At 66.3% G+C, this 17,409-nt stretch carries 15 protein-coding genes; 7 read left to right on the top strand and 8 right to left on the bottom strand.

The genetic code is table 11. The annotated features are described in order from the left end of the window. Nucleotides 1–73 precede the first annotated feature (73 nt). Both ffh and RX333_RS03310 read right to left on the bottom strand, forming a co-directional pair. The gene (ffh, locus tag RX333_RS03315; RefSeq protein WP_316013496.1) at nucleotides 74–1,555 is read right to left on the bottom strand and encodes a signal recognition particle protein; all 1,482 of its coding nucleotides are present in this window, start codon (nucleotides 1,553–1,555) and stop codon (nucleotides 74–76) included. Between the two features lie 258 nt (nucleotides 1,556–1,813). After that, the gene (locus RX333_RS03310) at nucleotides 1,814–4,432 is read right to left on the bottom strand and encodes a TadE/TadG family type IV pilus assembly protein (RefSeq protein WP_316013495.1); all 2,619 of its coding nucleotides are present in this window, start codon (nucleotides 4,430–4,432) and stop codon (nucleotides 1,814–1,816) included. A gap of 232 nt (nucleotides 4,433–4,664) precedes the next feature. On the opposite strand from RX333_RS03310, the gene RX333_RS03305 reads away from it, so the two are divergent. Continuing rightward, nucleotides 4,665–5,594, top strand: a complete 930-nt coding sequence (locus RX333_RS03305; protein WP_316013494.1) for a rhodanese-related sulfurtransferase — start codon at nucleotides 4,665–4,667, stop codon at nucleotides 5,592–5,594. A 6-nt stretch (nucleotides 5,595–5,600) separates the two neighbouring features. Here RX333_RS03305 and RX333_RS03300 read toward each other — a convergent pair whose 3' ends face one another. Beyond that, on the bottom strand, nucleotides 5,601–6,887 hold the full coding sequence (locus RX333_RS03300; RefSeq protein ID WP_316013493.1) for a homoserine dehydrogenase: 1,287 nt from the start codon (nucleotides 6,885–6,887) through the stop codon (nucleotides 5,601–5,603). A gap of 202 nt (nucleotides 6,888–7,089) precedes the next feature. On the opposite strand from RX333_RS03300, the gene recJ reads away from it, so the two are divergent. The 4 genes from recJ (at nucleotide 7,090) to RX333_RS03280 (ending at nucleotide 10,945) form a co-directional block, all read left to right on the top strand. Next, entirely contained in the window at nucleotides 7,090–8,853 is a 1,764-nt protein-coding gene (gene recJ, locus RX333_RS03295; RefSeq protein WP_316013492.1) for a single-stranded-DNA-specific exonuclease RecJ, read from the top strand. A gap of 221 nt (nucleotides 8,854–9,074) precedes the next feature. Beyond that, the gene (locus tag RX333_RS03290) at nucleotides 9,075–9,587 is read left to right on the top strand and encodes a hypothetical protein (RefSeq protein ID WP_316013491.1); all 513 of its coding nucleotides are present in this window, start codon (nucleotides 9,075–9,077) and stop codon (nucleotides 9,585–9,587) included. A gap of 86 nt (nucleotides 9,588–9,673) precedes the next feature. Then, nucleotides 9,674–10,438 carry an NAD kinase gene (locus RX333_RS03285; RefSeq protein WP_316013490.1) on the top strand — a complete coding sequence of 255 codons (765 nt, stop codon included), beginning with the start codon at nucleotides 9,674–9,676 and terminating at the stop codon, nucleotides 10,436–10,438. Nucleotides 10,439–10,498: 60 nt separating this feature from the next. After that, nucleotides 10,499–10,945 carry a CreA family protein gene (locus RX333_RS03280; RefSeq protein ID WP_316013489.1) on the top strand — a complete coding sequence of 149 codons (447 nt, stop codon included), beginning with the start codon at nucleotides 10,499–10,501 and terminating at the stop codon, nucleotides 10,943–10,945. On the opposite strand, the gene RX333_RS03275 is transcribed toward RX333_RS03280, so the two are convergent. Continuing rightward, nucleotides 10,946–11,638 (bottom strand): hypothetical protein, encoded by a 693-nt coding sequence (locus RX333_RS03275; RefSeq protein ID WP_316013488.1) that lies wholly within the window; start codon nucleotides 11,636–11,638, stop codon nucleotides 10,946–10,948. A 138-nt stretch (nucleotides 11,639–11,776) separates the two neighbouring features. On the opposite strand from RX333_RS03275, the gene RX333_RS03270 reads away from it, so the two are divergent. Beyond that, on the top strand, nucleotides 11,777–12,397 hold the full coding sequence (locus tag RX333_RS03270; RefSeq protein ID WP_316013487.1) for a thiamine diphosphokinase: 621 nt from the start codon (nucleotides 11,777–11,779) through the stop codon (nucleotides 12,395–12,397). Continuing rightward, the gene (locus RX333_RS03265) at nucleotides 12,394–12,717 is read left to right on the top strand and encodes a hypothetical protein (protein ID WP_316013486.1); all 324 of its coding nucleotides are present in this window, start codon (nucleotides 12,394–12,396) and stop codon (nucleotides 12,715–12,717) included. Before RX333_RS03270 ends, RX333_RS03265 begins: the two co-directional genes overlap by 4 nt. Here RX333_RS03265 and RX333_RS03260 read toward each other — a convergent pair. From RX333_RS03260 to RX333_RS03245, 4 genes are read right to left on the bottom strand one after another with little or no spacing between them, the layout of a single operon-like run. After that, nucleotides 12,707–13,222: a pyridoxamine 5'-phosphate oxidase family protein gene (locus RX333_RS03260; protein WP_316013485.1), complete on the bottom strand. Its 516-nt coding sequence runs from the start codon at nucleotides 13,220–13,222 to the stop codon at nucleotides 12,707–12,709. The two genes, RX333_RS03265 and RX333_RS03260, sit on opposite strands and share 11 nt — an antisense overlap. Nucleotide 13,223: 1 nt before the next feature. Beyond that, a complete protein-coding gene (locus tag RX333_RS03255; protein ID WP_316013484.1) occupies nucleotides 13,224–14,276 on the bottom strand; it encodes a lipocalin-like domain-containing protein in 1,053 nt (350 codons plus the stop codon). Continuing rightward, the gene (locus tag RX333_RS03250) at nucleotides 14,273–16,687 is read right to left on the bottom strand and encodes an FtsX-like permease family protein (protein WP_316013483.1); all 2,415 of its coding nucleotides are present in this window, start codon (nucleotides 16,685–16,687) and stop codon (nucleotides 14,273–14,275) included. Before RX333_RS03250 ends, RX333_RS03255 begins: the two co-directional genes overlap by 4 nt. Next, the gene (locus RX333_RS03245) at nucleotides 16,684–17,391 is read right to left on the bottom strand and encodes an ABC transporter ATP-binding protein (RefSeq protein ID WP_410056041.1); all 708 of its coding nucleotides are present in this window, start codon (nucleotides 17,389–17,391) and stop codon (nucleotides 16,684–16,686) included. The genes RX333_RS03250 and RX333_RS03245 overlap by 4 nt, the downstream gene beginning before the upstream one ends. Nucleotides 17,392–17,409 lie beyond the last annotated feature (18 nt).

The raw sequence follows: 17,409 nt of genomic DNA, 5'->3' as shown, positions 1-17,409 counted from the left end.
CCCCCTCCCTTTCCCGCATGCGGGTGAGGGGGCCGCCCGGTGGCGGGCGGCGTGTCATATGCGGTCGCGCGGCTCACTTCTTCTTCCCGAAGCCCGACAGGCCCGGCGGGAGCGGTGCGCCGCCGAGGCCCGGCATCCCGCTCGGCGTCTGGGGCATCGCGCCCGAGGGCGGGGTCATACCCGGCGGCAGTCCCGCGCCGCCCTTGCCCATCAGCGCGCCGAGGCCGCCGCGCATCAGGCCCTTTTTGCCCATCTTGCCCATCTTCTTCATCATGTCCGCCATCTGGCGGTGCATCTTGATGAGCTTGTTGAGGTCGCTGACCTCCATGCCCGCACCGGCGGCGATCCGCTTCTTGCGGCTGGCCTGCAGCAGGGCGGGGTTGCGGCGCTCCTGCTTGGTCATCGAATCGATCAGCGCGATCTGGCGCTTGAGCACCTTGTCGTCGAGACCGGCCTCATCCATCTGCTTGGTCAGCTTGCCCATGCCGGGCAGCATGCCCATCACGCCCTGCATCCCGCCCATCTTCATCATCTGCTCGAGCTGCGATTTCAGGTCGTTCATGTTGAACTGACCCTTCTGGAAGCGCTTCATCATGCGCTCGGCCTGCTCGGCCTCAATCTGCTCCTGCGCCTTTTCGACGAGGGAGACGATGTCGCCCATGCCGAGGATGCGCCCGGCGATCCGCTCGGGGTGGAATTCCTCGAGCGCGTCCATCTTCTCGCCGAGGCCGACGAACTTGATGGGCTTGCCAGTGACGGCGCGCATGGAGAGGGCTGCACCGCCACGGCCATCGCCGTCCATCCGGGTCAGCACGACCCCGGAGATGCCGACACGCTTGTTGAAATTGTCGGCGGTGTTCACTGCGTCCTGGCCGGTCAGGCCGTCGACCACAAGCAAGGTCTCGTGCGGCTTCGCCTCGTCGCGGACGGCGGCGACCTCGTCCATCAACTCGTCGTCGATCGACAGACGGCCGGCGGTGTCGAGCATGTAGACGTCGTAGCCGCCCAGCGTCGCCTGCTGCTTGGCGCGCTTGGCGATCTGGACCGGGGTCTGGCCCGCTACGATGGGCAGGGTGTCGACGCCGATCTGCATGCCGAGAACGGCGAGCTGCTCCATCGCCGCGGGGCGGCGGGTGTCGAGCGAGGCCATCAGGACGCGCTTCTTGCCGCGCTCGGACAGGCGCTTGGCGAGCTTCGCGGTCGTCGTCGTCTTGCCCGAGCCCTGGAGGCCGACCATCAGGACCGGCGCAGGCGGGGAGGAGATGCGCAGCTCGCCCGCATCGGCATCGTCACCCGCGAGCGTCGAGACCAGCGCGTCATGCACGATCTTGATGACCTGCTGGCCGGGCGTGATCGACTTGGTCACGGCCTGACCGGTGGCCTGCTCCTGGACCGACTTGACGAAATCACGGGCCACCGGCAGCGAGACGTCCGCCTCCAGCAGCGCCACGCGAACTTCTCGCAGCGCGGTCGAGACGTCCTCCTCGGTCAGCGCGCCCTGGCGGGTGAGCTTTTCGAGGGCGCCGGAAAGCCGGTCTGACAGATTCTCGAACATGGCCGTTCCTCGTTCTGGTCCGATGGATGGGGATGCCATTCGATATGGGGGCGGAATGCGACCGCTCCAACGTCGAACGCACCGGCGGGCGCAACGCGCTGACCGGTGGCGATCCCCGGCGCACGGGCCGTGGGACCGGAAGCTCTCACTTCCGGGAATTGGGTGGGGGTGTACGTGCGGCGTGCCTGCGCGTCAAGTCCGCAAACGAAAACGGCCCGCCGGGTGGGGCGGGCCGTTCCGATTGAGTTGCCTCTCGGGTTAGTGCACGAGAACCGCGTAGTTACGATATTCCTGCACATCCGGATCGGACGGATCGGCCATCCCGAGATATTCCACGGCGATGTCCGCCGCGACGATATCGGAATTCCAGCAATCCTTCTGATCTTCAGGGTCCCCGCCGATCGTGCTGTCGCACTCCCGCACGATGACCTGTTCGGTGAAGAACAGCGATACGACGCCCTCGAGCTCGGCGACATAGGAGCCATTATAGGTGCCGGAGGTGTTGTTCGTCGGCGAGGTCAGTGCCTGGCAGTTGACCAACGCGACGTTCTGGCGACGACGCTCGGTGGTCTGCTCCGCATGGGCGCCGATGCCGGTAAACTCGTAATTGTCGGGATACGAGCGCACATTCGCGTAGGACGGGCTGTTGCCCGCATCCGTCTGGAGCATGTCCGCGTTGGCGAGCGGACGCTCGACCAGGCTGTACCCGTCATAGAGGGTCTGGGCGGACGCGATGTCCCAGTCGAGAGAGGTGCTGGGACGCTCCGGATCGACCGAGTTGTCGATCTTGAAGTTGGTGTAGACGCCGCCGAAATACCCCGCGAAGGCCAGCCGGTCGTCGAGGGCGATGTCGTAGGACGGCGAAGGGATGCCGGTATAGGCCCCTGCCGCGTCCACCGAGGCCGAAACCGTAAGGCCGTCGCGGAAGTAGACATAGAGCGTCTGATCGACCGGTGTCTGCAGTTCGACATAAGACCGCGCAGGGACGAAAATATGCGCATCGTAGAGAGTGTCGCCCTCGCTACCCTCGAGGTTGAACGCCATGTAGCCGTGGTGATCGTCGTCGGTGTCGTTGTAGACATACCAGCCGGTCACGTCGGTCATCGCATCGCCGTTTTCCTCGTCGGGCAACTGCGTTTTGCCGCGGCTGACGATGCCGCGCGGATCGTAGGTCGCGGGCGTGGTGCCGGATTCGGTTTCGGCCTCGCCACCGGAACCCTCGGCCTCCGTCGCTTCCTCCGAACCGCTCGCTTCCTCGCCGGGAACCTCGGCGGCTTCGGCAGGGAGGATCGCAGTATCGAAGGGCTGCGCATCGCTCTTCTGCCAGAGCGAGTTGACGTCGGCCGGGTCGCTGTAGGAATTCGCCATCGCGATATAGGAGTGCACGGGACAATTGGGGCTGTCGCCGTCGAGGCATCCGGTCAGATACATCGGGCCATAGATGGTTTCGCCACCCGACGTGCGCATCATGTTGCGACGCGATGCGGCATTCGCGATCGTGTCGGGATACTCGGCCGCGACCGCTTGAAGTTCCGTGACCCTTTCCTCGCGCGCGGCCAGCGTGGCGTTGGCGGAATCGAGCATGGCCTGCCTCTGGACAACGATCGCAGAGCCGGGAGGGAAGCGAGCTTCGACGATTGCCAGATTGCGCTCCGCGGTCGCCACGTCGGCCTCGGCGTCCGTCACGTCCTGCTCGGCAAGGGTGACCTGCTCCGCGTAATAGTCCTGATACTCCTCACGGGTGAACAGGCCGTTCGGCGCCACGTAATCGGGCGCGAAGGCCCGGCCGGCCGTTACGGGCTGGTTCAGCACGCGGTCCATCGGCGCGTCCCAGATGTCGAACAGCGTGTTGAGCGCAGTCGTCACGACCTCGGGGTCGGTCGGCTTCACGAGGACCTCGCCCCGAACACACTGGAGCTGGCTGTCGATCGAGGCGAGCAGGCAGGTATCGCGCAGCCGCTCGAAATCGGCCGTGCCGGGGGTGGGGTAGGTCCAGGGGTCGGTCTGCGTCGGCGTGCGCGCGGTTGTGCCATCGCCGCCGACGTAATCGACATGTGCGTTGCCCTGGAACACCTGCAGGCCGGTATCGTCGCAGAACCCACCCGCATCCGCGCCGAGCTGATCGTCGGCGGAGGACAGGACGCCGACGCGGATCCGGCCGTCATTGGTGCTGAGCGGCGTGGTGGTATAGCCCCCGCCACTTGCGACGGAGCGATCGACATGCAGCAGCATGCGCGCCCCTTCCTGGTTGTCCATCTGACCGGCGAAGCCGGCGCTGTCTCCCTCGAACGGGTTGCACATCACCAGCGTGCTGAGATCGCCGCAGAAAGACACCTCCATGCGGGCGACGGCATAGACGGAGAGGTCGAAGGCCTCGGTCTCGGGTGCGCCTGTGTCGTCGGCATCGTTGATGTCGATGGAGAGGAAGGTGAGGCGCACCGTCTCGTTGCTTGCCTTCACGTGCACGTGGTTGGCGAACGCATCGGTCGTCGTGGCGAGCGTCGACACGGCCCCGGCATCGAAATCGCCGCTCGAATCGACGGGATTTCCCACGAGGAAGGTCATCGACTCGATGGAGAAGGCGCCATCCCCCTCGACGAAGGTCGAATTCTGCTGCACCGCCATCGCGGCCGCCGTCGCCCGCGTGATCGCGTCCTCGCCACCATCCAGTTCCGCCGCCGCGGCGAGCGCCGCCTTGTCGACGAAATTCTGCATCTGCGTGTGTGCCGAATAGGCGCGACCGAAATCGATCACCAGACCTGCCGAGGTCAGAAGCGCCACAGAAAAAATAACGACCTGGATGGCGACGACAGCCTCGTCACCCTTGCGCAGGTCGCGAAGGGTCCGTACCAGACCCGTCGAAAACCGTCCGAACATCCGTCTCTCCCCCGAGCAGTCGGTCCTTGCCAGCCCGGGCCCCCACCCGGTCACAAGCAAGCGAGGCATAAGGCCTCTCTCAGCAATTCAGATAAAATATGGCAAAAATTCGCTCAGCAAGCAATCACATCCCATCCGTTTCACGCGCTTTGCCGCCATGTTACGAGAGGTCGGGCCGCGTTCTGCAACGAGAGGGTGGCAATCTCTCGCATAATGCAACGGGGAGGTAGCGATGCACACGCATGGGGCGATCAGCGTTGCGGCGTTTTACCGTTTCGCGCGAATCAGTAATCCGGCCCGCGTGCGGCAGGATTTGGCGGCGAAGCTGTCGGAACTTGGAGTGCGCGGGATCGTGCTCGTCGCGCGGGAGGGCCTCAACGGAACGATCGCCGCGGAGGCGACGGCGATCGAGGCAGCCATCGCCATTCTGCGCGATGTGCCGGGATTCGCCGATCTGGCACCGAAATACGCATCGGCCAACACGATGCCCTTCCGCAAGCTGCGCGTCCGCGAGAAGGCGGAGATCGTGACGCTCGGCGCGGGTGAGGTCGATCCGAACGCGGCTGTCGGACATTATGTGCCGCCCCAGGATTGGAACGATCTGCTGCGTGACCCCGATACGGTCGTGATCGACACGCGCAACGACTACGAGGTGGGCGTTGGGTCCTTCGAGGGCGCGATCGATCCGGAGACCAAGGGGTTTCGTGATTTTCCCGACTGGTGGCGCGCGAACGAGGCGCGATTCGCGGGGAAGAAGATCGCCATGTTCTGCACCGGCGGCATCCGCTGCGAAAAATCGACGAGCTGGCTGCTGGGGCAGGGCGTGGAGAACGTCTTTCACCTTCAGGGGGGCATCCTGAAGTATCTGGAGGAGATTCCGGAGGAGGACAGCCTGTGGCGCGGCGACTGCTTCGTCTTCGACGAGCGCGTGACGGTTGGTCATGGCCTGCAGCCCGGCCCGCATGTCCTGTGCGGCGGGTGCCGGCGGCCCTTGGCGCCCGACGACCTGTCCCATCCGGCCTACGAGCGCGGCGTCAGTTGCCACCATTGCATCCATGAAAGGACCGACGCCGATCGCGCGCGGTTCCGCGAGCGGCAGCGCCAGATCGACCTCGCCGCCGCGCGCGGCGAGGGGCATCTTGCCGGACAGGTGCCGGACTGAGCGCGGCTAGACTTGCTCGATCCGCAGGGCGACGGGCTCCGCCAGGCTGACGGGGCTGTTCGCGATCTCCGCCAGTGCCGCGTCGAGATTCGAGCGGGCGCAATCATGCGTGACAATCAGGACGGGAACCTGCCGCTCGTCATGGTCATTCTGGCGCATCCGGTCGATCGAAATGCCCTGATCGGCAAGCATCTGTGCGACCTTCGCGAGTGTCCCGGGCGCGTCCGTCAGGGTGAGACGGAGGTAATGGCTGGCGGAGCCCGCATGCGCCGCACGGTTGGGCGCGGTCAGACTGTCGGCGGGCTGACCGAAGGCGGGGATGCGCAGTCCACGCGCGATGTCGATCACATCGCCCATGATGGCGGAGGCCGTCGGGCCCTCGCCCGCGCCGGGCCCTGTGAAGACCGTTCGTCCGACGAAGTCACCCTCGACGATCACCATGTTGGTTACGCCTTCGAGCAGCCCGATGGGCGACTGGCTCGGGACCAGGACGGGCTGCATGCGTTGCTCCAGCCCTTCGGACGACATCTGCGCGACGCCGAGCAGTCGCACCTTGTAGCCGAGTTCCGCCGCCTGCTGGATGTCCGCCAGCGAGACGCGCTCGATCCCCTCGATCGTCACACCCGCGAAATCGACTCGCGTTCCGAAGGCCGTGGCGGCGAGAAGCGACAGCTTGTGCGCCGCGTCGATGCCGCCGACATCGAAACTCGGGTCCGCCTCGGCATAACCAAGCGCCTGCGCATCGGCGAGCACCGCTTCGTAGTCGGCGCCGGTATGCTCCATCTCGGTCAGGATGTAGTTGCAGGTGCCGTTCATGACGCCCATCACCCGTTCGATCCCGTTCCCGGCGAGACCTTCGGTCAGCGACTTCATGATGGGGATGCCGCCGGCGACCGCGGCCTCGTAGCGCAGCGCCGCTTCGTTCGCCTCCGCCAGTTCCGCGAGCGCCTGGCCGTGATGCGCCATCATCGCCTTGTTGGCGGTCACGACATGCTTGCCGGAGGAGAGCGCCGTCTCGGTCAGCACCTTGGCCGGTCCATCCTCGCCGCCCATCACCTCGACCACGAGGTCCACATCTCCGCGTCGGGCGAGGGCGACCGGATCGTCCTCCCAAGCGAAGGGAGACAGGTCCACACCTCGATCCTTGCTGCGGGACCGCGCCGAGACCGCTGCGATCTCGATCGGACGGCCGGCCCGCGCAGCGATCCGGTCGCCGTGGGTCTGCACCATCCGGATCACGCCGACCCCGACGGTGCCGAGACCGGCGATTGCAATGCGAAGCGGCTGGGTCATGGTGACTGTCCTTTCACGCGGATGCGTCTGCGCGGGGTGATAGGCGAGGGGATGGCCGCACGCAAGCGACGCGATCCGGTCGCGACCGGCCGGTCGGGTGCGTGCCTGCGAGGCCGACGGGTTCCCGCCGCGTTCCGGTTTCCTCGTTCGTCCAGCCGGTATATGGTGAGGCGACAGAAAGTTCGTACCAAATGATGTGCCGATGCCGCGTGACCTGATCCCTGCCTTCTTGAACGTCGAAGCGTCGCTGACCGGCCGACGCTGGATCGGCATGGACGAGGGCACCACGCGTGCGGCCGCACAGTTGGCGCAGTTGCGCGATCTGTCCGATCCGGTCGCGCGGCTTCTCGCCTCGAGAGGCGTGGCGGCGGACGAGGTCGATGCTTTCCTTGCGCCCACGATGCGCGCACTGATGCCCGATCCGTCGAGCCTGATGGACATGGACAAGGCCGTCGAGATCTTCTGCCGCCATGTCCGGTCCCGCGGGCGGATCGCCATCTTCGCGGATTACGACGTCGATGGTGGGGCCTCCGCCGCGCTGTTGATCGACTGGTTGCGCGCGATGGGCCGGGAGGCGACGCTCTATATCCCCGACCGGATCGACGAGGGCTATGGCCCGAACGTGCCTGCGATGGAGCGGCTTGCCGAAGGGCACGACCTGATCGTCTGTGTCGACTGCGGCACGCTGAGCTTCGAGCCAATCGCGGCGGCCAAGGCCTGCGGTGTGGACGTCATCGTGCTCGACCACCACCAGGGGGGCGAAACCCTGCCCGCGGCCGATGCGGTCGTGAATCCGAACCGACAGGACGAAGTTTCGGAGCATACCTATCTGTGTGCTGCGGGGGTGGTGTTCCTGATGCTCGCCGGTGCCAACCGGGCCATGCGGGGCGAGGGTGGCGTGCCGGACCTGATGTCCCTGCTCGATCTGGTGGCGCTCGCGACCGTCGCGGACGTGGCCCCGCTCGTAGGCTTCAATCGGGCGCTTGTCCGGCAGGGATTGAGCGTCATGGCGCGTCGGGAGCGTCCGGGTCTCGTCGCGCTCGGGGAGGTCGCCGGAATCAACGCACGGCCCTCCTCCTATCACCTGGGCTTCCTGCTCGGCCCTAGGGTCAATGCCGGTGGGCGCATCGGGGCCGCCGATCTGGGCGCGCGTCTGCTCGCGACCCGCGATCCGGCGGAGGCCTCCGCCTTGGCCGAACGGCTCGATCACCTCAACCGCGAGCGTCGCGAGATCGAGGCGGAGGTTCTGGCCCAGGCCCGCCGACAGGTCGAGGAACGCGGCGCAGACGGCCCCTTGGTCTGGGCCGCCGATGAAGGATGGCATCCCGGTGTCGTCGGGATCGTGGCCGCGCGGTTGAAGGACGCGTTCAACCGGCCTGCCGTCGTGATCGGCATCGCAGATGGGCAAGGCAAGGGCTCGGCCCGCTCGGTCGCCGGCGTCGATCTGGGCGGAGCCGTCGCCGCCGCGACGCGGGAGGGCATCCTGCTGAAAGGCGGCGGTCACGCGATGGCGGCAGGCCTCACCGTGGCGGCCGATCGGCTGGAGCCGGCGATGGCGCGGCTATCCGAGTTGCTGGCCCGTCAGGGCGCGGGCGACATGGGGCCGGCCGACCTGAGGGTCACGGGCCTGATCGCGGCGCGCGCGGCAACGGTCGATCTGATCGAGCAACTCGATGCCTGCGGACCTTTCGGAGCCGGTGCCCCTCAGCCCCGGTTCGCTCTGGCCAATCAGCGCATCGCCTTCGCCAAGCGCGCGGGGGAGAGCCACCTGCGCCTGACCGTCGCAGCGCAGGACGGCGGACGGATCGACGCCATCGCCTTCCGTGCCTACGAGACCGAGATCGGCCCCGCCCTCGAGGCCCATGCGGGTAGGCCCGTGCATGTCGCGGGAAAGCTGGAGATCGACGAGTGGGGCGGGCGTCGCAAGCCCAAGCTGAAGATCGACGACGTCGCGTTTGCGGGGTAGAGCATCGCCGCGATGTCACGCCTTTCGATGACTTGGCGGGCTGCGCTTCCATCTGGCGCAACTTAGTTTCGCAATGCGGGCCGTTTGCGGCAGGAATGCAACGCATGACGCCGGTGTGACAATCCGCCCGATCGCGGGACTCTTTTCCGCCACGATCCTGGGTTAACCTCTGTTCACCAACGCTCGATAGAAGCGACCGCACCAACGGACAGGACAGTATCATGCTCAGCCGCCTTACCGCGCCTCTGCGCGCAGCCGCCCTATTCCTCGCACTGCTGCCAACCGCCTCGCTCGCCCATACAGATCGCGCGGGCGTGACCGATGCGCCTGCCGCGAAAGTGGCGTTCTGGAACATTCCCGACGAGGTCATCCTCGGCATCGCTGCGGCCAATCGTGCCGGTGGGGGGATCGACGGTGGCTTCACGTCGCCGACGCTCGAGGCATACGACGTCTACGTGCTGTTCACCGACCCCGCCCGCTCCCTGGGCGAGACGCCCTATGCCGATGTGCTCGGGCTCGACGGCGAGGCGTCCAAGCGTGTCATGCGGCTGGCCCGTCCCGGCCTGCCGCCCGTGCTGATCTTCGACCCCGCGCTCCTCGACGAAGGCTACGACGCCGCGTGCCTGGGCCGCCTGATCCACCGGACCATCACACACAGCGTGCGCTCCGGCCGCATGTCGATGCCGCAGCTCGCGGCCTGCGACAGCTCGGTCCGGGCCGCGATCGAAGGCTGACGCCGCGGCGCGATGCGGCGCGGGTTGATCGCGTGGCGTGCAGGGGTCATCCTGCGCGCCGCTGAATTGTCACATCGGGCCTGCGCATGACGGATTTCCGGTTCTGTTTCGTCGCCTCGCGCGCCGATATCGCGACGAGCGCCTGCGAGCGCCTGGAGCGGCGTTACGGATCGCACGATCCCCACGATGCCGATGTGATCGTCGCACTGGGGGGCGACGGCTTCATGCTGCAGACCCTGCACGCGACCGAAGGCCTCGACGCGCCCGTCTACGGGATGAACCGGGGCACCGTCGGTTTCCTAATGAACCAGTTTTCTGAAGAGGATCTGCCGGAACGCATCGCGGAGGCCGAGGTCGCGGCGATCCACCCGCTGCGAATGAAGGCGCTGGATACCGCAGGGGACACGCACACCGCGCTGGCGATCAACGAGGTCTCGCTGCTGCGGATGGGACCTCAGGCGGCGAAGCTGAAGATCGGCGTCGACGGGCGGGAGCGCATGGCCGAACTGGTCTGCGACGGCGCGCTGGTCAGCACGCCCGCGGGCTCCACCGCCTACAACTACTCCGCGCATGGTCCGATTCTGCCGATCGGTGCGGACATATTGGCGTTGACCGCGATTTCCGCTTATCGGCCGCGGCGCTGGCGCGGCGCGTTGCTGCCATCGCACACGACGGTCCGCTTTGACGTGCTCGAGCATGAGAAGCGCGGTGTCGCCGCCGTCGCGGACTCGCAGGAGGTCCGCGACGTGGTTCGCGTCGAGATCCACTCCGAACCCGCCGTCACGCACCGGCTGATGTTCGATCCCGGTCACGGGCTGGAGGAGCGTCTGATCCGCGAGCAGTTCGTCTGAGCCGCCTTGGAAAGGAGGACAGAGCACTACTTGTAGCGCCATCAATCGGAGATTCCTCGTATGCTGCGCTTCGCTCTCATTCTGTCGATCCTGCCCCTCACCGCACTCGCCGAGGAGATCGGCGAGGTCACGACCGCGTGGCGGCTGCTTGGCGCCAATCATCGGATCGTGGTCGAGGCGTTCGACGATCCGAAGGTCGATGGCGTGTCGTGCTTCGTCAGCCGTGCCCGCACGGGTGGTATCCGGGGATCGCTCGGGATCGCGGAGGATACGTCCGATGCCTCGATCGCCTGTCGGCAGGTCGGGCCCATATCCTTCGATCCGCAGGAACTCGACGAGGGGGAGGAGGTATTCGGCCAGCGCGCCTCGCTCCTCTTCAAGCGGGTGCAGGTCGTGCGTTTCTTCGACGAGGAGCGGAACACGCTGATCTACCTGACCTACTCCGACCGTCTGATCGAAGGCAGCCCCAAGAACTCGATCTCGGCGGTCGTGATCCGACCGTGGTAGTCATCGATAGCGCAGCACGACCGCCCGCGCGAGCGTGAACAGATTATCGGCTTCGGTCGGCTTGAAGGTTCCCCGCTCGAGCATCTGACCGAAGGCCTCGATCTTCTCGTCCATCGTGACCTCGCGCCCGATATCGATCTCGTCGACCTCCGACAGGAGGCGGACACCGTCGAAGGTTTCCTCTCCGCGCATGTGGTGACTGTAGGCTGCCGCGATCTCCAACGAGTCCTGTATGCGGCGCGGCCTGCGGGCGGAGGCGTAGTCCCTCAGCGACAGAACGGGGCGTGGCGCGGCCTCCTCCTGAGCGGCCCGCGCACTTTCGCGCATCGCACGGTCGAGGGCGCTGGAGATCGCATCGTCGGGCAGGTCCGATGACGTCTCGCGCAGGGCATCGAGATCGATCTCTGGTTCCGGTTCGGTCGGGCCGTCCGGTGCAATCTGCCGCGGCTCCTCGACGGGGACGGTCAGCTTCAGCCGACCGCCGTCCACGCTGGCACTCACGGGACCCTCCGTTTGCAGCGCCGCGTTCAACTCGGCCAGAGGCGCGATACGCTGCCCGAATTCGGGATTGCGTGCCTCTACCTCCTCGCAGAATGCGACGAGCTTTCGCAGAGTGGGGAGCGGATCGGTGACCCCCTCCATCTCGCAGGAGAAGGCGCCGAAGGCGAGTGCGATGCGGGGGCGGTCGGTCATGGCGCGTCGTCCGGGTCGTCTCGTGTCGAGTCAGACTATCGGCAAGCGAGGGCGGCCTCGCAAGCCATTGACGCGATCGCAACGACCTGCGAGCCAAGGACGATGAACGAAACCTTGGTCACGAGTGCCGGGCCGGCGATGCTGGTGGGCGGCGCGCCTGTCGATGAGGGCATGCTCGCGAGGATCGCGGCGCGATGCGACAAGGTCATCGCAGCCGATGGCGGGGCGGACCGCCTGGCTGCAACCAAGATTCGGCCGGACGCGATCATCGGCGATATCGACTCCCTGCGTCATCCGCAGGGCTGGGACGCGCCGGTGCATCGGCTGGCGGAGCAGGAGACCACCGATTTCGACAAATGCCTGCGCTCGGTCAAGGCGCCGCTGCATCTCTGCGTCGGTTTCACCGGTGGCCTGATGGATCACGCGCTTGCCGCCTTCGCATCGATCGCGCGGTCCAACAGGGCGGCCATCCTGATCGGCGATGGCGACCTGTGCTTCCGGGCGTGGTCCGGCATGCATCTGGAACTGCCCGCCGATCTAAGGGTGTCGCTCTTCCCCATGGGGCGGACGCGTGGCCGGTCGAAGGGGCTGCGCTGGCCGCTGGACGGGCTGGAGCTCGATCCGGCTGGACGGATCGCAACGTCGAACCGGGCGACCGGCCCGATCGAGATCGCGTTCGACGGAGGTCCGCTGCTGGCTATATTGCCCTTGGAAGCCCTGGACCATGTTTCGGGCGTATTGGAGGCGCAACGGTCATGAGAGCGATCATCCTGGCGGCAATGCTGAGCCTGTCGGCATGTGCAGCGGTTCAAGAGCCGCAACAGCCCGCGACGCCCGATGTCGCGCAGGAAGTCGTGCAGCGCATCCTCGCGATGAATTGCGACGAACTCGCCGCGACCGAGAGCGTGCTGTCGCTGGTCGCGCAGGGTCAGGCGCTGGCCCGGATCCTTCTCGCCTCCGGTCAACTGGTCGGCACCGGCCTGACGCAGGACCTGATCGGTCAGACCGAGGACGCGCGCAGCCAGACAGGGAGGCTGATCGACTTCATGCAACTCGTGAGGCTATGCCCTAGGGGGTGAGCCATTGCCCTTGCCAGTCGAACTCGGCCGCGAACAGCGCGCGCCGATGAAAGGGCCTCGTGATATGCAGCACCTCGATTTCGCTGATTTCGAAGGCGATGAGAGCGAAATGGACCATGTCGAAATTGACCGCCCCCGGATCTTCGATCGGCGTGCCGGGGGCTGGCGAGGCGCGATAGAGGTCGCGCGCATGTGCCGGAAGGTCGTCGAGCGCAGTCCGCGCAAGAGCCGTGTCCTCGTGCACGATGGCCTCGCCCCGCAGACGGAGCTGCAGGGCCCTCTCGGGATCCCAAACATGGAGAGAGGCGCGGCGGTCCCGTCGCAATTCGTCGATCTTCGCGGCTCGCGCGTCCGAATATATGTGGATCATCGAGCTGAGCCTGTCTGCGAACCGTAGCACCACGGTGCGGAGCCGGGGGCCATCGGGCGCGATCGTACCCAAGACCGGACGCCCGCCGGGGCCATCCGCTCCGGCTTCGAGCATCGACCAGGCGGCGTCGAGCAACTCATTCATATCCCGTCATCTCCAGATAGCCGATGCCGTCGTGACTGCCCGAGATCTCGATCGGCCCTTCCCAGTAGGAAAAGAGCATCGGCATCCACGACTGGGGGTTGAGGGCGCGCACCTCGATATCGAGGTCGCGCGAGGGAACCTCGACACGCCAGCCGGTCGGGACGTCGCGATCGGCCACATCCGTTGTCTCGAGCGGTCGCAGGCTGATCGAATCGGATGGCAGCGGCGAGGTCGTTCCGTCTGGCAAGATCCAGGTCCCGGAATAGAACGGCTCGGCGATCCGGTCGCGCAACTGGAACAGCATGACCTTCTCGCCGGAGGAGAGGTGCAGCGAGAACCAGTCCCATCCCGTCTGCGTCGCGGCGAGAGGCTGCGACGACCATTCGCGGTCGAGCCAGGCCTGTCCCTCGACCGTCAGGCTGTCCGATCCGCGCGTGATCGTGCCGCTGACCTCGTAGAACGGCTGTGAATAGTAATGTGACGCCTGGCCGGTCGGTGATTTCACGCTGTAGCCGTCTTCGCCCTGAAAGATCTCAGTGCGATCGGTCGAGAGACGCAGGTCGTATGCGAACTCGTCTTCCGTGACGGTCAGCGTCAGGTCGTTCATGCTCGGACCTTCGAGGCGCCATTGGTCAATCCAGGCAGAGAACGGATCTGCCACGACACCGGCCTGGCCGATGCCGCCGCGGGCGAAGCGTTCGGCGGTCAGGTGCCGGTCCTGCGATGTGAGGGCCGCATGTCCCATCCATATCTGGGGGCTGGACCACCCGCTTCGGGGTTCGACCTCGGGTGCCAGGGCAGAGCGGAACAACGTCCATTGCAGGCCATGCGCCGACCCGTCCGAGGCCGTGAGGTTGGCCGTCAGGTACCACCACTCGATCCGGAAATCTGGATGCGGCCCGTGATCCGCCGGAAAAGCGAAGCGGTAATCCGGATCGGGCCGCGCAAATCCTTCTCCATCGCCGCTGCCCAGCCCGGCATAGCCTTGGGCCAGTGCGGCGAATGGAAAGATGATCAGGATTGCGATCAGTCGGGTGAGCATCATCTTTCCTGTGCAAAAACGCTCAACAGGGCGCGGGGCGGCGTGTTGGCGAGCCGGATGACCGGCAAGGCCGCGGCGAGAACAGCCGCCAGCAACGCCAGCGCGACGAGGCGAAGCCAATCGAGAGGATAGAACTGAAGAGGCAGCCGCCATCCGAACGCATACACGTTGATCACGTCTGTCAGGATCCAGGCGACGGCAAGGCCGACCGGAATCGCGAGCAGCGAGGTCAGGAGCGCCAGCAGGAGGACTTTCGCCATTTCCGTGCCTGCAAGCGTGCCCCGCGTCATGCCCATCGCCCAGAGCGGAGCGAGGGAAGGAAGCCGCATGAGCTGGATCGTCAGCATCGAGGTCAGGAGTGCGAGCCCGGCCACCCCGAGCGTGAGAACATTGAGGGCGCCGGTCACAGCGAAGGTCCGTTCGAAGATCGACAGCGACAATGCCTTGATGGCGGCCTGATCGACGATCTGGTCCGCGCTCAGACCGAGATCGCGCTGTGCCGCCAGGGCGAAGTCCTCGGCCTCTCGCGGGTCGATCCGGATGGCGTAGCGCTGTCGCTCGAGGTCCGGGAACTTGGCGGCGAGAGCTTCCACATCGACCATCACCTGCCTGCGCGGGTTGCCATAGTCGGAGTAGATGCCGACGATCTCGACAGCCCAGGAGCCGCCCCGCGCGTCGGACAGCGGCAGCGTATCACCCGGCTGCAGACCGTCCCGACGGGCCATCTGCTCGTTGACGAGAGCGGACATGCCTGCGTCGAGGCGGGACCATGCATCGTCGTCAGAGGCGATCAGCGGCCAATTTTCCGTATAGGTCTGGTGAACCGAGACCCCGTAGAGTTCGACCTCCTCCGATGTGCCGGGGAGTGTAAGGTCGACCGACCAGATCGGCAGGACCGCATCGCTGCGCGGACCGGCCCATCGGAGGAATCGAGCGCCTTGGTCATCGCTGTCGGTCGTGACGTAAAGCTCGGACACCAGGCGTTGGTCGAGGAACCCGGTGAAGGTGTCGCGGAAGCTCGATACCATCGTGCCGACCCCGATATTCGCCGCGAGGGCGAGAAGAAGGGCGATGAGCGCGAGCGACAGACGCGACATCTGCTGCCGTGCATCTGCGAATGCCCATTGCGTCAAGGGTGTCCGGGCGCGTTTCGCCAATCCGGCGAGCACGGCGGAGATGCCGACCGGCAGCAACAGTGCCGACCCGATGAGGATCGCGCCCATCATGAGAAATCCGCTAGCCAGCGACTCGGCCCGGACCGTCAGGACGAGGGCGCCCGCCAGAAGAAAAGTCGCGGCAAAGCCCTGCAGGCGCAACGCGCGAACCTGTGACATGTGCCAGGCCGCAGGCTGGGCGGACGCGAGCAGGGGCATCCTCCATGTCCGCCAGAGCGTATCGGCCGCCGCGAGCGATGCCCCCGCCAAGGTGACGACCAGGCCGCCAAGCCACCAGGCGGGGCTCAGGCTGAGGCTGTCGGTGATCTGTGCGCCATAGAGGCCGCGCAACGTCGCCGCCACATCGGGCAGGAGGCTTGCCGCGATGACGTAGCCCAGCGCGACCCCGATCAGACCGGACAGAAGTGCGAGCAGGATCAACTCGCTGCACATCAGGACCATCAAGCGTCCGAGCGGTACGCCGAGGGCCCGCAAGGTCCTCACCACAGGCCTCCGTTGCTCGAACGCCAGCCCGATCGCCGAATAGACGATGAAGAGCCCGACACCGAAGGACAGGAAGCCGAACGCCGTCAGGTTGAGGTGGAAGCTATCGGTCAGGGCGTCGAGCTGCGACGCACCATCGGCGGCGGCGATCCTGGTCCATCCCAGACCCGTCACCGTTTCGATCGGGCGATCGGCGCTATCGAAATCGGGCGGTAGCCGGAGACTGGTCAGCTTTTCGTCCAGGCCCAGAAGTCTCTGCGCGGCCCCGATGTCGAGGAGCACGGTGCCGGGTGCCAACCCCTCGACCGTCGCGAGTTCGGGCAGCGCGGCATGGGGCGGCACCGTTTCACCGACATATCCCAGACGCCCCGCTAGGAAATCCACGAGCCGATCTTCCGCCAGTGTCGGCGCGCCCGCATAATCCGTCGGCGCTGTAACCGGGTCGAGGCCGATCAGCCGGACCCGGCTGTCGGCAAGCCACCCCTCCACGACGGGGGTTACCGGCCATCCCGCGCGCCGCAGATCGACATAGATCGCCTGATCGAAACTGTCGGCCCCGATCGGCCTCAACGTGTCGAGGCGATTGCCGCCAAGGCTCCGCGCTGCCGCGGCATAGCTCGCGCGGGCCTCCGCATTGATCGCCTGGACCCCCGACCAGAGCGCCGTCGAGATCGTCAGCCCCAGAACGAGGGTCAGTAACTGGAAGGGGCGCGTGCGCCAGTGCGACAGCAGGGCGCTCAGGACGACGCGGTTCATCCCTGGATTTGCCCATTCTTCAGGTGCACGCGACGTTCGAGTCCGGCGGCCAGCTGGCTGGAATGCGTGACCATCAGCAGCGCCGCACCGGTCTCCTCCACCAGGTCGCGCAGGAGGTCGAGGACATCGAGGCCCGTCCGCTCGTCGAGATTGCCGGTCGGCTCGTCCGCTAGGACCAGCTTCGGCCGCGACGCGAGCGCACGGCCGACGGCGACACGCTGCTGCTGACCGCCCGACAGCTGTTCGGGGAAGCGGTCCGTCAATTCCGAAAGTCCGAGACGGGCTGTTAGGCGATCCAACCAATTCCGGTCGAGACGGCCTGCAAGGCGCGCCTGGAAAGCGAGGTTATCGCCCACGCTGAGCGACGGGACGAGATTGAATTGCTGGAAAACGATGCCGATCTCGTCCCGTCGAAGCGCGGCGCGCTGCTGCTCGGTCAGGCCGGAGAGGGGGATGCCGTCGACCGTGATCTCGCCATCGTCGAAATCGTCGAGCGCGGCGATCAGGTGCAACAGCGTGCTTTTGCCGCTGCCGGACTCGCCCGTCAGCGCGACCCCTTCCCCGCGAGCGACATCGAGGTCGATCCCACGCAGAACGGCGATACGCGACCCGTTCGCGGAGGCATAGCTCTTGTGCAGTCCGGATATTCGAAGCATCGGTTCCCCGCCCTGTTCGGGGTCCAGCTTTAGGCCGGTGGGACCCATTGCGGCAATGCGGCAAAT

This window comes from Roseobacter sp. HKCCA0434 (assembly GCF_032464675.1).
Taxonomy (GTDB): domain Bacteria; phylum Pseudomonadota; class Alphaproteobacteria; order Rhodobacterales; family Rhodobacteraceae; genus Pontivivens.
Note: the sequence above shows the minus strand (reverse complement) of the source record. Positions and strands in the feature narration are given on the sequence as shown.

Excerpts from the sequence above, each read along its gene's own strand:
- RX333_RS03305 (WP_316013494.1), top strand. The coding sequence starts at position 4,665 with ATGCACACGCATGGGGCGATCAGCGTTGCGGCGTTTTACCGTTTCGCG.
- RX333_RS03285 (WP_316013490.1), top strand. The coding sequence starts at position 9,674 with ATGACGGATTTCCGGTTCTGTTTCGTCGCCTCGCGCGCCGATATCGCG.
- recJ (WP_316013492.1), top strand. The coding sequence starts at position 7,090 with ATGCCGCGTGACCTGATCCCTGCCTTCTTGAACGTCGAAGCGTCGCTG.
- RX333_RS03270 (WP_316013487.1), top strand. The coding sequence starts at position 11,777 with ATGCTGGTGGGCGGCGCGCCTGTCGATGAGGGCATGCTCGCGAGGATC.
- RX333_RS03310 (WP_316013495.1), bottom strand. The coding sequence starts at position 4,432 with ATGTTCGGACGGTTTTCGACGGGTCTGGTACGGACCCTTCGCGACCTG.
- RX333_RS03250 (WP_316013483.1), bottom strand. The coding sequence starts at position 16,687 with ATGAACCGCGTCGTCCTGAGCGCCCTGCTGTCGCACTGGCGCACGCGC.
- RX333_RS03245 (WP_410056041.1), bottom strand. The coding sequence starts at position 17,391 with ATGGGTCCCACCGGCCTAAAGCTGGACCCCGAACAGGGCGGGGAACCG.
- RX333_RS03255 (WP_316013484.1), bottom strand. The coding sequence starts at position 14,276 with ATGATGCTCACCCGACTGATCGCAATCCTGATCATCTTTCCATTCGCC.
- RX333_RS03265 (WP_316013486.1), top strand. The coding sequence starts at position 12,394 with ATGAGAGCGATCATCCTGGCGGCAATGCTGAGCCTGTCGGCATGTGCA.
- RX333_RS03280 (WP_316013489.1), top strand. The coding sequence starts at position 10,499 with ATGCTGCGCTTCGCTCTCATTCTGTCGATCCTGCCCCTCACCGCACTC.
- RX333_RS03300 (WP_316013493.1), bottom strand. The coding sequence starts at position 6,887 with ATGACCCAGCCGCTTCGCATTGCAATCGCCGGTCTCGGCACCGTCGGG.
- ffh (WP_316013496.1), bottom strand. The coding sequence starts at position 1,555 with ATGTTCGAGAATCTGTCAGACCGGCTTTCCGGCGCCCTCGAAAAGCTC.
- RX333_RS03275 (WP_316013488.1), bottom strand. The coding sequence starts at position 11,638 with ATGACCGACCGCCCCCGCATCGCACTCGCCTTCGGCGCCTTCTCCTGC.
- RX333_RS03290 (WP_316013491.1), top strand. The coding sequence starts at position 9,075 with ATGCTCAGCCGCCTTACCGCGCCTCTGCGCGCAGCCGCCCTATTCCTC.